This is a genomic window from Eubacterium sp. 1001713B170207_170306_E7, assembly GCF_015547515.1.
GTDB lineage: Bacteria > Bacillota > Clostridia > Eubacteriales > Eubacteriaceae > Eubacterium.
This window is the reverse complement of record NZ_JADMVE010000006.1, coordinates 198,963-211,848: the sequence shown is the minus strand read 5'-3', so window position 1 is coordinate 211,848 and position 12,886 is coordinate 198,963. Positions and strand designations below refer to the sequence as shown.

The following is a 12,886-nucleotide window of genomic DNA, read 5'->3' as shown; positions in this document are numbered from 1 at the left end:
GTTATCAGGACTCTTATCCTATAACATAAAATTTATTATGAAAGGAATGGTATGTATGAGGTTACCAAATGGTTACGGCAGTGTCGTCAAACTCTCCGGCAAGCGCCGAAAGCCGTACATTGTCCGAAAAACGGTCGGATGGAAAATTGATGAGGTTACAAAAAAGAAAAAACAGGAATATGTCATTATCGGTTATGCTCCCACAAAAGCGGATGGCCTTCAAATGTTGGCAGACTATAATAAAAATCCCTATGATATCAACGCTTCAAAGATAACCTTTGAGGAAGTTTTTAAAAAATGGTCTGAAAAGAAGTTTTCAACCTGTTCTGATTCAAATATTAAGGGCTACAATGCCTCTTACAAGCTATGCGGCACTTTGCATAACAAAATCTTTAAAGAAATTAAACTGGTCGATTTGCAATATATTATTGATAGTTGTGGAAAGAATTATCCAACTCTGAGAAAATTAAAAGTTTTGTTCAATCAGCTTTATGACTATGCTTTAATGAATGAAATCTGCAACAAAGATTACTCACAATTTGTCGATATTTTGCAGTATAAAGATAAAAATCCCAACCAGTTTAATCGCAAGAAGTTTAGTGATGAGCAGATTAAAACCCTCTGGGATTTAGAGAATGATCGATACTATCAAATTATTCTTATGCTTATTTATAATGGCGCAAGAATATCAGAATTTTTGAATTTAAAAAAAGAAGATGTTAACCTTGAAAAACGTTTCTTTGATGTTATAGACTCAAAAACGGAAAATGGCATTCGCAAGGTGCCTATTGCTGAAAAAGTCTTTCCATTTTATCAATGGTGGTATGAAGATCACCCTGAATGCCCTTACCTTATTCATACTGAGGATGGTAAGCAATTTAAATATCGAAATTACTATGACAGTTATTTCAAGCCCATTATGGACAATTTCCATTGGGATCAGACACCTCACTGCTGCAGGCATACCTGCATTTCACTTCTGGCCGCAGCGAATGTCAATGAAACAATTATAAAGAAAATTGTGGGACACTCCGGTGCAATGTCTTTGAGTGAAAAAGTGTACACACATTTTGATCCTCAAGAACTGGTCGATGCCATCAATAAAATATAAAAAGGACATTTTCCAAAGAACGGTGCCCTGGAAAATGTCCTGAATATCAGATATTACTGTTGCATGCTTGTTGCATTTGTGTTGCATACCACCAAAAATCCTATGCAACTGACAACTTTTCACAACTTCTATAAACCTTGTATTTCCGGGCCTTTACAACAAAACCCAGCCATAAACAATTCCTCGAAAAAGTATAAAATCTATCTCTTTGAGAACTGTGGTGCACGACGTGCTTTTTTGAGACCGTATTTCTTTCTTTCGGTCATTCTTGGGTCACGGGTTAAGTAACCGGCTTTTTTCAGTTCTGGTCTTAAGTTGGCATCGGCTTCGAGTAAGGCTCTTGCAATACCATGACGGATTGCACCAGCCTGGCCGGTGAAACCGCCGCCGTATACGTTGACGATCACGTCAAAGGTATCGGTGGTTCCTGTTAAGGTTAATGGCTGTCTCGCGATCACTTTTAAGGTTTCCATACCAAAGTATTCATCGATATTGCGGCCATTGATGACGAATTTACCTTCGCCTGGTAATAAACGAACTCTGGCGACAGAGGTTTTTCTTCTACCTGTTCCAAAATATTGTACTTTTGCCATTCTATTTTTTCTCCCTTCTTAGCATTAAATTTCTAAAGCTTCTGGCTGCTGCGCAGCATGCGGATGTTCGTTGCCGGCATAAACCTTTAATTTGGTCATGATCTGGCTGCCCAGCTTGTTGTGGGGAACCATGCCTTTAACGGCTTTGGTCACCAGTAATTCTGGCTTGTCTGCTAAGAATTTTCTGTATGTTACTTCCTTTAATCCGCCTGGATGTCCGGAATAGGTTTTGTATAATTTCTGATCTAATTTGTTACCCGTTAAGACAATTTTGTCTGCATTGATAATGATCACAAAGTCACCGCAGTCTACGTGTGGTGCAAAATATGGTTTGTTCTTTCCTCTTAAAATATTGGCTACTTCAGTTGCCAGACGGCCTAATACTTTTCCTTCGGCGTCAACAACGTACCATTTACGCTCTATTTCATGAGATTTTGGCATTTTTGTTGCGTTTGAATTCATCTCAAGCTCCTCCTTCATTCTTCTAAAAAACTCGGTTATTCTGTGTTAATCTATAGTGTCTTTCCAGTAAAAGTGGGGTTACCGGAACACGTTTATCAATGTATCGGGGCTAGTGATACAATAACGTCCACGCTATATTCTATTACATCTCACCTGGCGTGTCAATTCTTTTTTGCTTAATTTTCCGGCTTTTTTGATGTTTTTTCAATACAGCACTTCCCGCAGAAAAAGCCCCTGGGGCGGTGCCGTGATTCCTGCCTGTTTTCGGTCGCAGGAAGCGATGATCTCCGGCAGCGCAGCTGCCTCCAGCCTGCCCATGCCGATTTCCGCCAGAGTGCCGGTCATGATCCGGACCATGTTGTACAGAAAGCCGTTGCCGGTATAGGTCACGCGCAGTAAGTCCCCCTCCTGTTCAAAGGCGATGGCGCGGACCGTGCGGACGGTTCCCCTGACACTGCTGCCCGCCGCCATAAACCCGCGGAAGTCGTGCTCGCCCAAAAAAGCCGCTGACGCTGCCTTCATGCTGGAAACATCCACAGGATATTGGATATGCCAGCTGTATTCGGCGTAAAAAGGGCTTAAAACCGGATTTAAACAAATCTGGTAGGTATAAACCTTACCGCGCGCCGAATAGCGGCTGTGAAAGCCTTCTGGGACCTCACAGCTTGACAGCACCCGGATGTCCTCCGGCAGCTTGGTATTGATGGCGGCCGCGAAGCGCTCAGGCGGCACCCGGCTTTCGGTATGGAAGTTGGCACTTTGCCCGAGGGCGTGGACGCCGGCGTCGGTACGGCCCGAGCCGTAAAGGGTGATCTTCTCCCGGGTCACGGCTTCGATGGCGTCTGTCAGAACCTGCTCGACGGCGAGAGCGTTCGGCTGGCGCTGCCATCCGGCGTATCGGGTGCCTTTGTAGGCGATGATCATCTGGATATTTTTCATGGTATGCTTCCTTAAATAAATCGGGACCGGCAGCTTTTACCGGTCCTTCGAGTGTCAAAAATCTGAGAGACGAAGCCTTTTACCTAAGGCAGATAAAAGCGTCCTGCGGGCACCACACGCTCAACGCTATCTTTCTTCACTAAAGCTGACGCTTTATCTCACAGATGTCCGGCGGCTTCGATAAAACGGCACGATTCCTGGCCGTTATCCACAGCGCCTGGACCTTTTTCTTATCTGGATAAAAGGCGCAGTCTCAGGCGGCTCCACTTCTTTGATTATCTGAGGACCGGCAGCTTTTACCGGTCCTCCATGTTTTTTACGCTCACGCTGGGAAAATCAGCGGTATGGTGATAAACCGTGACAGAATAAAGACAGCGATCATGATAAACATGACCACAAAGGCCCAGCCGTCACGCTTGGCAAACCGCAGCTGGTTCATGCGGGTACGGTTCTCGCCGCCCCGGTAGCACCGTGCTTCCATGGCGGTTGCCAGCTCGTCGGCCCGTCTGAAGGCGCTGATGAACAGCGGCACCAATATGGGGATCAGGGCTTTGGCCCGTGAAATGATATTGCCGGTCTCAAAGTTGGCGCCTCTGGCCTTCTGGGCTTTCATGATCCGGTCGGTTTCTTCCATCAGGGTCGGGATAAACCGGAGCGCGATGGACATCATCATGGCCAGCTCATGGGCATAGCGGCGCACAAAGGGAATGCCCTTCATGCAGAACTCCATGCCGTCGGTCAGATCAATGGGCGAGGTGGTCAGAGTCATGATGCTGGTGCCCACCACCAGGAAGATCAGACGCATGGCCATAAAAACCGCGACCTTTACCCCTTCCATGGTAATGCGCAGTGGTCCCAGGCTGGCGATTTCAGTCCCCGGTGTCATAAACAGGTTAAGGATAACAGTCAGCAGGATAATAAAGATCAGCCCCTTGACCCCGCGCACAATGTAGGAAAGCGGGATTCTGGAGGCGATGATAATGCCGACCAGCAGCGCGAAGGCCGCGATATAGCCCCACAGGTTATTGACCACAAAGAGCATGACAATGTAGGCAAAGGTAAAAATGATCTTGGTGCGTGGGTCCAGGCGGTGGATGATGGAATCGGTGGGATAGTACTGGCCAATGGTAATATCTTTAAACATGACGTTCCCTCCCCACAACCCGCTCGATCTCCTGCCTTGCGGCTTCGACGGTAAAGATATCCTCCCGGATATCCGGATATTTTTTCTTAAGCTCACGCATGAGGTAGGTGACCTCCGGCACGGCTAGCCCAATGGACTCAAGGGTGTCGATCTGGGTAAAAACCCTGGCCGGCGTGTCGAAAAAGACAACCTCTCCGGCGTGCATGACGATGATTTTATCCACCAGCTTGCCCACGTCCTCCATGCTGTGGGACACGAGGATAACGGTGATTTTCTTTTTCTCATGCAGGGTCTTGATCTGGTTCAGGATCTCGTCCCGCCCGCTGGGGTCCAGGCCCGCGGTGGGTTCGTCCAGAATGAGCACGTCGGGGTCCATGGCCAGCACACCGGCAATGGCTACGCGGCGCATCTGTCCGCCGGACAGCTCAAAGGGCGATTTATCCTTGACCTTTTCGTAGTTCAGGCCAACCATTTTAATGGCGTGCTTGACCCGACGGCTGATTTCTTCCTCATCCAGCCCCAGGTTTTTGGGGCCGAAGGACACGTCCTTTTCCACGGTCTCCTCGAACAGCTGGTGCTCGGGATACTGGAAAACCAGACCGATTTTATGGCGGATCTGGATCAGGGCTTCCTTCTTTTCGGCAAAGATGTCTGCCCCGTTAAATAAAACCGTGCCGCCAGTGGGCTGAAGCAGCCCGTTGAGGTGCTGGATCAGGGTGGATTTTCCGGAGCCGGTATGGCCGATCAGACCGATAAACTCTCCGTCCTCAATGTTCAGGTTAATGTCCTTCAGCGCTTTGAACTCAAAGGGGGAGCCTTCCGAGTAGGTATGGTCTAAATGTTGTATTTCTAGTGGCATAGGGCACTCACCATTTCTTCGATATGCAGAATATCGTCGGGAATATCGTAGCCTGACTGGCGCAAACCATGTGCCAGCTCGGTCATCTGAGGGACGTCAAGGCCGATCTCCTTCAGCTTATCCACCTGACGGAAGATTTCCTTGGGCCGGCCCTGCATGACGATTCTGCCTTTATCGAGTACAATGATCCGGTCTGCGTCGATGAGCTCATTCATATAGTGGGTGATGTGCAGCACGGTCATTTTCTTTTCCTGGTTCAGTTTTTTGATGGTCCGCATAACCTCTTTCCGGCCGGAGGGGTCGAGCATGGCAGTGGGCTCATCAAAAATGATGCAGTCGGGTTCCATGGCCAGGATACCGGCAATGGCGATCCGCTGCTTCTGTCCGCCGGACAGCTGATGGGGCTTTTGCCGGCGGTAGGCTTCCATGGCGACGGTGCCGAGTGCCTCGTCCACGCGCCTGCGGATTTCCTCCGGCGGTATGCCCAGATTTTCCGGTCCAAAGGCCACGTCCTCCTCGACGATGGTGGCGACCAGCTGGTTGTCAGGATTCTGAAAAACCATGCCGGCGGTCTGGCGGATGTCCCAGATGTGTTCGGGGTCCTTTGTGTTCATCCCGTTGACCACGACGTCGCCGCCGGTGGGCTGAATGATGGCGTTGAGGAGCTTTGACAGGGTGGATTTACCGGAGCCGTTATGGCCGATAATCCCCACGAACTCCCCGCGTTCTATACTAAAATCGACGCCTTGCAGCGCGATGGTGCTTTCATTTTCATTGGTTTTGGGGTATTCATAGATCAGGTTTTTAACCTCGATAATTTTTTCCATGAGTTTCTCTTTCTGTTTAATGCAGGGCATGCTTTATGCTCCCACTCAACTTTCTATGGAATTCTGAAATTTCTGACTAAATCGTCAAAAGGGATTAAACCTTGCGCAAGGCTTAATCCCATTCTTTGTTATACTAATTCAATTACTGCCATTTCAGCACCGTCGCCTCTGCGTGGTCCAACACGGTAGATGCGTGTGTATCCACCCTGTCTTTCGGCGTATTTAGGTGCAATTTCATCGAACAGGCTTTTGACTACATCATCTTTAGTGATGTATGCTAACGCCTGTCTTCTGGCATGTAAGTCGCCTCTTTTACCCAAGGTGACCATTTTATCTGCCATTCTTTTTACTTCTTTTGCGCGGGTAACGGTTGTTTCGATTCTACCGTGCTCTAAAAGTGAAGTGGTCAGATTTCTGAGCATTGCTCTTCTTTGATCGGTTGGGCGGCCTAATTTTCTGTATCCAGCCATTATTCTATCACTCCTTTGTCTTTTCGTCTTCTTGACTCAGCGATAACCCGATTTCAGCCAGTTTATGCTTGATTTCATTTAAGGACTTACGGCCAAGGTTACGCACCTTGATCATGTCCTCTTCGGTTTTCTGAGTTAATTTTTCAACGGTATCAATATTTGCCCTTCTCAGGCAATTGCTTGAGCGCACGGATAATTCCAGCTCTTCGATGGACATTTCACGGATGCGTTCTTTTTCATTTTCTTCTTTTTCTACCATGATTTCGACACTGTTTGCGTGGTCGGTTAAATCAATGAAAAGATTCAAATGTTCATTCAGTACTTTTGCTGATAATGACAGGGCTTCTTCTGGCGTGGTGGTCCCATCGGTCCACACTTCCAGGGTCAGCTTGTCAAAATCGGTTATCTGACCGACACGGGTATTTTCCACCAGAAAGTTGACCTTACGGATTGGTGAGAAAATGGAGTCAACCGGCAAAGTGCCGATTGGCATACCCGGGTATTTATTTTTATCAGAAGCGACATAGCCGCGGCCCTTTTCCAGACGCATTTCCATGTTCAGGGTTGCGCCCTTTGCCAGGGTTGCGATGTGCATGTCGGGGTTTAAGATTTCCACATCAGCGTCGGTAATGATATCACCAGCGGTGATCTCGCCTTCGCCTTCTGCTTCGATACGGACGGTCTTCGGTTCGTCTGAGAAGATTTCAGCAGCCAGACCTTTCATGTTCAGCAGGATTTCCACAACGTCTTCCCGTACGCCGGGAATGGTTGAGAACTCATGAAGAACACCGTCTATTTTAACGGAAGTAACGGCAACGCCCGGGAGGGAGGAAAGCATGATCCGTCTTAAGCTGTTGCCTAAGGTTGTACCATAGCCTCTTTCCAAGGGTTCGACGACAAACTTGCCGTAGGTTTCATCTTCTGATTTTTCAACGATTTCGATAATTGGTTTTTCAAATTCGATCATTTAATCTTGACCCTCCTAAATTTAAATTTTTCAGTTCCATAACGTGAGGGTTACGCATACCGGCGCAGAGCGCCGGCGAATGTCTCATTGTCATTTTATCCTATTACTTAGAATACAATTCGACGATTAGATGTTCAGCAATTTCAACATCAATATCTTCTCTTGTCGGTCTTCCGATAACTTTTCCGCTTAAAGTATCTAAATCTGCTGATAACCAAGGAGCGACAGCTCTGTTTTCAGTTGCTTCAAGAATTTCTTTAAATTTAGGTGATTTTTTGCTTTTTGCCTTTACTTCGATGGTATCGCCTTCCTTAACCAGGTAAGAAGGTACGTTGACCTTTTTGCCGTTAATCAGGAAATGAGCGTGCTGTACCAGCTGACGGGCTTCTTTTCTGGATGTTGCCAGGCCAAGACGGTAAACAACATTGTCCAGACGGGTTTCCAGGATTTCTAACAGGTTGGAACCAGTGATCCCTTTCTGTTTTTCAGCTAAATCAAAATAATGTGCGAACTGTTTTTCAAGAACGCCATAGATTCTTTTAACTTTCTGTTTTTCACGTAACTGTAAGCCGTATTCAGATAATTTTGTCCGTCTTTTACCGTGCTGTCCTGGTGGTGTCGGTCTTCTTTCAAACGCGCATTTGTTTGTAGAATAACATCTTTCACCCTTTAAGTATAATTTCATGCCTTCACGTCTGCACTGACGGCATGATGCTTCTGTATATCTTGCCATACTATTCTTTACACCTCCTATTAGACTCTTCTGCGTTTAGGTGGACGACAGCCATTGTGCGGGATTGGGGTTACGTCTCGGATGAGGGTAATTTCAAGGCCCGCTGCCTGTAGGGCACGAATCGCTGCTTCACGACCTGAACCTGGTCCTTTGACCATTACTTCAACACTCTTTAAACCGTGTTCCATTGCGAGCTTTGCCGCCTGTTCAGCAGCCATCTGAGCTGCGAAAGGTGTGCTTTTTCTGGAACCTCTGAAACCTAATTCTCCGGCACTTGCCCAAGATAAGGCGTTTCCGGCAGTGTCAGTGATGGTCACAATGGTGTTATTGAATGAAGATTGAATGTGGGCCTGGCCGCGTTCAATATTCTTTTTGATTTTTCTTTTCTTAGAACGGATAACTTTCTTAGCCATGATTCAACCTCCTATTTGCTCTTTCTTCCGACTGTTTTCTTCGGACCTTTGCGTGTGCGGGCATTGGTTTTGGTTTTCTGTCCACGGACAGGTAAACCTCTACGGTGTCTTAAACCTCTGTAGGAACCAATTTCGATCAGTCGTTTAATATTTAAATTAACTTCTCGGCGTAAATCACCTTCTACGGTGTATTTTTCATCGAGAATGTTTCTTAATGCGTTAACTTCATTTTCAGTTAAGTCTTTAACTCTGGTATCAGGGTTAATGTTTAACTCTTTTAAAATCTTATTGGAAGTGGGACGACCAATTCCATAAATGTAGGTTAAGCCTACTTCTACCCTTTTATCTCTGGGTAAATCGACGCCGGCAATTCTTGCCATATGGTTAGTACCTCCTAAAATTTATTGGTCATGTGTATGATGACCTGGAACCCCGGATTCCTTGCTTATTTTTCCTAGTCCCATGTTCGACAGGCCCCTTGTGGGTTATGCAATCAGGCCTGTGCCTCTATATCATACGTGCGGATTAATTGCCGCGGCCGCACGCTTGTTTTAGTCCAAAGGGTTTGCTTAACCCTGTTTCTGTTTGTGTTTAGGATTTTCACAAATTACCATTACACGACCGTTTCTCTTAATGATTTTGCATTTTTCGCAAATCGGTTTTACTGATGGTCTTACTTTCATTGTTTGTTTCCTCCTTTATGATCTGCCTTTTCCCCGCCATACGATACGCCCACGGGTCAAATCATATGGGGACAATTCTAACATAACTTTGTCTCCAGGTAAAATCCGAATGTAGTTCATTCTTAATTTTCCTGAAATATGCGCCGTTATCTGATGCCCATTCTCTAATTCTACTAAAAAAATCGTATTTGGTAAAGCCTCAATCACTTTACCTTCGACTTCAATCACGTCTTTTTTGCCCATTGATCAAACCTCCTCACTTTTACCGTCATCAATCTCGCCTAAAAATGGTTCAAGACATTTTCTGATTTCGGCATTGTTTACTTTATCACCGTTTTTCAATTTCTCATGCAATATTGTGACGATCTGGTTTGTCTTTGCCAGGTGCCTGACCTTTTTCTTTTTAGGGTTACTTACTTTTCTAAGCTTTCCATCACAGATCGTTACGTAGTTCTGATCCAGAATCTCGTAGACAACCATGACCTGGCCTTTATCCCGTCCGGCTAATGGCCGGACAATCTGTCCCACTTTTAAATCATCCATCTTCATTACCCTTAAAGCATCGTGAGTATCTCAGGCGCTTCTTTGCCTGTAATGTAAATTGTATTTTCATAGTGAGCGGATAAGGAACCATCCGCAGTCACAACGGTCCAGTCGTTTGCTAAAAGTTTTACGTTGTAAGTACCCACATCGACCATTGGCTCAATGGCAAGGCACATTCCCTGGCGTAATCTAGGCCCGTGACCGGGTTTACCGTAGTTTGGAATGGGCGGATCTTCGTGCATTTCGCGTCCGATGCCGTGTCCCACATAGTCCCTTACCACAGAGAACCCGTTTGCTTCCACAACTTCTTGTATCGCATGGGAGATGTCTGACAGGCGGTAACCCTCCCGGGCATACGCGATGCCTTTAAAGAAGGACTCTCTGGTTACATCAATGAGTTTTTGCGCCTCCTCGGAGATTTTACCGACCCCATGGGTTCTGGCCGCGTCGCCGACATAGCCGTCAAGCGTGGCGCCGAGATCCACGGCGATAATGTCTCCTTCCTTCAAGCGGCGGTTCCCGGGAATGCCGTGAACCACTTCCTCGTTAACGGAAGCACAAATGGAATTTGGGAAGCCCTGGTATCCCAGGAAGGTTGGGTACGCACCCTGTTCCCGGATAAACTTTTCAGCAATCCGGTCCAGATCCAGGGTTGTCATACCCGGCTTTATTTTTGATTGAATGAGCTCGTGGCATTCGGCAACAATTCTGCCGGCGCACCGCATCGCTTCAATCTCATTTTGTGATTTTATGGTAATCATATTACCGGGCACCACCAAGCGCAACTTTGATCGCTTCTGCAACTTCTGCAGGAGACTGGGTACCGTCAATGGTCACCAGTTTACCCAGCTTGTCGTAATAGCCTACTAAAGGAGCGGATTCTGCTTCGTATACGTCAATACGGGTTTTTACCGTTTCCGGTTTATCGTCATCTCTCTGGATTAAGGCTGTGCCGTCATTGTCGCAAATCCCTTCTGTCTTTGGAGCGTTGTAGCGGACATGGTAGGTCGCGCCACAGGCCGGACAGCTGCGTCTTTCGGTAATCCGGTCGACCAGGATGTCGGAGGGAACGGAAATGTTCACAGCGAAGTCCAGGGGATGACCCATTTTTTCGTTAAATGCTTTCAGTGCTTCTGCCTGTGCTACGGTTCTTGGGAAACCGTCGAGCAGGTAACCATTTTTACAATCGTCTCTTTCGATCCGGTCTTCTACCAATGCGATGACAAGTTCGTCCGGCACCAGTTTCCCGGCGTCCATATAGGACTGTGCCTTGACTCCGAGCGGTGTTTTATTTTTTAAATTTTCTCTGAAAAGATCTCCAGTGGAAATATGAGGAATGGCGTAGGCATTCGCGATGCCCTTTGCCTGTGTACCTTTTCCAGCACCCGGAGGTCCTAATAATACAACTCTCATTTTCTTATCTCCGTTTTTACTATTTTAAAAATCCTTGATAATTCCGCATGGTCATTTCTGACTCGATTTGTTTAACTGTTTCCAGCGCAACACCGACGATGATCAGCAGGCTGGTACCACCGAACTGCAGACTGACGCCGCCCATGAAATTTCCGATGATGATTGGAATGATCGCAATCAGCGCAAGGAAAATCCCACCGAACAGGGTCAGGCGGTTCATGATACGGGATAAATACTCAACCGTCGGTTTACCAGGCCGTATACCGGGCACATAACCACCCTGTTTCTTGATGTTATCTGCAATATCGAATGGATTGAAGGTAACAGCAGTATAGAAATAGGTGAATGCTACAATTAAAACGATATAAATAATGGTTGTTACCGGTGCGCCCCAGGCAAAGTATTTCGAAATCCAGGCTGAGAAGCCGGAGTTCGGGAAAAACTGTGCTAAAGTTGCCGGGAAGAGGGTTAAGGAACTGGCGAAAATGATGGGGATAACGCCTGCCATATTCACGCGGAGCGGAATATGGGTGCTCTGTCCGCCGTACATTTTACGTCCGACCACTCTTTTTGCATACTGTACGGGTATTTTACGCTGTCCTTCGGTAACGGCCACAACGGCAACCGTTGCGATGATGATCCCGATCACAAGTAAAATAACCGCAACGATGGACATGGTTCCGACCTGTACATATTCATAAATCTGTACGATCGCACTTGGAATTCTGGAGATGATACTGATAAAGATGATCAGTGAAATCCCGTTGCCGATGCCGTTTTCTGTGATCTGTTCGCCTAAGAACATCAGGAAGGTCGTTCCTGATGTAATACAGAGCACAACAACGAAAATGGTAAAGGCTGTCTTTTCGGTTAAAAGTCCACCATAGGATAAACTCATCCCCAAGGCTTGAATAATTGCCAGCACAATGGTCAGGTAACGGGTGTACTGGGCAATTTTTTTACGTCCTTCTTCGCCTTCTTTTTGTAATCTTTCTAATGCTGGTATGGCAAATGCTAGAAGATTCATGATGATGGATGCATTGATATAAGGGGTGATGCTCATGGCAAAAATCGTAAAATTACCAAAGTTCCCCCCCGAAATGATGTTAAACAATCCAAAAATTCCGCCATCATTAACAAGGTTCGCAAGCTGCGCGGTGTCAATGTAAGGGACGGGAATAAAAGAACCCAGACGATAGACGAACAGCAAGGCGATCGTATAGATCATCTTGCGTCGTAAATCCGGTATTCTCCATGCATCCTTCAAAGTAGAAATCATCTAAATCACCTCTACCTTTCCTCCTCGGGCAAGGATTTTTTCTTCAGCAGATTTGCTGACTTTATTGACTTTAACGGTTAAAGTTTTTTCTAAATCCCCTTCGCCCAAAATTTTTACACCAGCTTTTAATTTGCGAATGAAACCATATTCTAATAATAACTCGGGTGTTACTACCGTATTTTCTTCAAAAGCGTTTAATTCACCAACATTGACGATGGCATATTCTTTTTTGAAACGGTAGTTTGAGAAACCACGTTTTGGCAGTCTTCTTGCCAATGGCATCTGACCACCTTCAAAGCCCGGACGTACGCCGCCGCCTGAACGTGATTTTTGGCCGTCCTGTCCTCTGCCGGCAGTTTTACCCTGTCCGGTTGCGGTACCGCGGCCTTTACGCTTGGTATCTTTCTTAGAGCCTTCTGCAGGTCTTAAGGTATGTAATCTCATCGTACA

19 protein-coding genes are annotated in these 12,886 nt (G+C 46.5%); 1 reads left to right on the top strand and 18 read right to left on the bottom strand.

Going from position 1 to position 12,886, the window contains the following annotated elements:
- The first annotated feature begins 55 nt into the window (after window positions 1-55).
- Window positions 56-1,111 carry a site-specific integrase gene (locus I2B62_RS15710; RefSeq protein WP_195269993.1) on the top strand — a complete coding sequence of 352 codons (1,056 nt, stop codon included), beginning with the start codon at window positions 56-58 and terminating at the stop codon, window positions 1,109-1,111.
- A 200-nt stretch (window positions 1,112-1,311) separates the two neighbouring features.
- On the opposite strand, the gene rpsI is transcribed toward I2B62_RS15710, so the two are convergent.
- The 18 genes from rpsI to rplO form a co-directional block, all read right to left on the bottom strand.
- Complete coding sequence (gene rpsI, locus I2B62_RS15705; protein ID WP_195269992.1) at window positions 1,312-1,704, bottom strand: 30S ribosomal protein S9; 393 nt, start codon at window positions 1,702-1,704, stop codon at window positions 1,312-1,314.
- A gap of 24 nt (window positions 1,705-1,728) precedes the next feature.
- Window positions 1,729-2,145 carry a 50S ribosomal protein L13 gene (gene rplM, locus I2B62_RS15700; protein ID WP_333519748.1) on the bottom strand — a complete coding sequence of 139 codons (417 nt, stop codon included), beginning with the start codon at window positions 2,143-2,145 and terminating at the stop codon, window positions 1,729-1,731.
- 225 nt (window positions 2,146-2,370) lie between these two features.
- The gene (truA, locus tag I2B62_RS15695) at window positions 2,371-3,105 is read right to left on the bottom strand and encodes a tRNA pseudouridine(38-40) synthase TruA (RefSeq protein WP_195269991.1); all 735 of its coding nucleotides are present in this window, start codon (window positions 3,103-3,105) and stop codon (window positions 2,371-2,373) included.
- A 322-nt stretch (window positions 3,106-3,427) separates the two neighbouring features.
- Complete coding sequence (locus tag I2B62_RS15690; protein WP_195269990.1) at window positions 3,428-4,249, bottom strand: energy-coupling factor transporter transmembrane component T; 822 nt, start codon at window positions 4,247-4,249, stop codon at window positions 3,428-3,430.
- Window positions 4,242-5,108 carry an energy-coupling factor transporter ATPase gene (locus tag I2B62_RS15685; protein WP_195269989.1) on the bottom strand — a complete coding sequence of 289 codons (867 nt, stop codon included), beginning with the start codon at window positions 5,106-5,108 and terminating at the stop codon, window positions 4,242-4,244. Before I2B62_RS15685 ends, I2B62_RS15690 begins: the two co-directional genes overlap by 8 nt.
- Entirely contained in the window at window positions 5,099-5,935 is an 837-nt protein-coding gene (locus I2B62_RS15680; protein WP_243259554.1) for an energy-coupling factor transporter ATPase, read from the bottom strand. Before I2B62_RS15680 ends, I2B62_RS15685 begins: the two co-directional genes overlap by 10 nt.
- A 128-nt stretch (window positions 5,936-6,063) precedes the next feature.
- Window positions 6,064-6,405: a 50S ribosomal protein L17 gene (gene rplQ, locus I2B62_RS15675; RefSeq protein WP_013382256.1), complete on the bottom strand. Its 342-nt coding sequence runs from the start codon at window positions 6,403-6,405 to the stop codon at window positions 6,064-6,066.
- A 7-nt stretch (window positions 6,406-6,412) separates the two neighbouring features.
- On the bottom strand, window positions 6,413-7,372 hold the full coding sequence (locus I2B62_RS15670; protein WP_013382257.1) for a DNA-directed RNA polymerase subunit alpha: 960 nt from the start codon (window positions 7,370-7,372) through the stop codon (window positions 6,413-6,415).
- Between the two features lie 103 nt (window positions 7,373-7,475).
- Window positions 7,476-8,105, bottom strand: a complete 630-nt coding sequence (gene rpsD, locus I2B62_RS15665) for a 30S ribosomal protein S4 (RefSeq protein WP_038354261.1) — start codon at window positions 8,103-8,105, stop codon at window positions 7,476-7,478.
- 20 nt (window positions 8,106-8,125) lie between these two features.
- Window positions 8,126-8,521: a 30S ribosomal protein S11 gene (rpsK, locus tag I2B62_RS15660; protein WP_333519749.1), complete on the bottom strand. Its 396-nt coding sequence runs from the start codon at window positions 8,519-8,521 to the stop codon at window positions 8,126-8,128.
- 8 nt (window positions 8,522-8,529) lie between these two features.
- Window positions 8,530-8,898 carry a 30S ribosomal protein S13 gene (gene rpsM / locus I2B62_RS15655; protein WP_013382260.1) on the bottom strand — a complete coding sequence of 123 codons (369 nt, stop codon included), beginning with the start codon at window positions 8,896-8,898 and terminating at the stop codon, window positions 8,530-8,532.
- Window positions 8,899-9,087: 189 nt separating this feature from the next.
- Window positions 9,088-9,201, bottom strand: a complete 114-nt coding sequence (rpmJ, locus tag I2B62_RS15650; protein ID WP_013382261.1) for a 50S ribosomal protein L36 — start codon at window positions 9,199-9,201, stop codon at window positions 9,088-9,090.
- 15 nt (window positions 9,202-9,216) lie between these two features.
- Window positions 9,217-9,444: a translation initiation factor IF-1 gene (infA, locus tag I2B62_RS15645; RefSeq protein WP_013382262.1), complete on the bottom strand. Its 228-nt coding sequence runs from the start codon at window positions 9,442-9,444 to the stop codon at window positions 9,217-9,219.
- Between the two features lie 3 nt (window positions 9,445-9,447).
- The gene (locus I2B62_RS15640) at window positions 9,448-9,744 is read right to left on the bottom strand and encodes a KOW domain-containing RNA-binding protein (protein WP_038354277.1); all 297 of its coding nucleotides are present in this window, start codon (window positions 9,742-9,744) and stop codon (window positions 9,448-9,450) included.
- An 11-nt stretch (window positions 9,745-9,755) separates the two neighbouring features.
- Entirely contained in the window at window positions 9,756-10,505 is a 750-nt protein-coding gene (gene map / locus I2B62_RS15635) for a type I methionyl aminopeptidase (RefSeq protein WP_195269987.1), read from the bottom strand.
- 1 nt (window position 10,506) lies between these two features.
- On the bottom strand, window positions 10,507-11,157 hold the full coding sequence (locus I2B62_RS15630; protein ID WP_195269986.1) for an adenylate kinase: 651 nt from the start codon (window positions 11,155-11,157) through the stop codon (window positions 10,507-10,509).
- A gap of 19 nt (window positions 11,158-11,176) precedes the next feature.
- On the bottom strand, window positions 11,177-12,436 hold the full coding sequence (gene secY, locus I2B62_RS15625) for a preprotein translocase subunit SecY (RefSeq protein WP_195269985.1): 1,260 nt from the start codon (window positions 12,434-12,436) through the stop codon (window positions 11,177-11,179).
- Entirely contained in the window at window positions 12,437-12,880 is a 444-nt protein-coding gene (gene rplO, locus I2B62_RS15620; RefSeq protein ID WP_195269984.1) for a 50S ribosomal protein L15, read from the bottom strand.
- Window positions 12,881-12,886 lie beyond the last annotated feature (6 nt).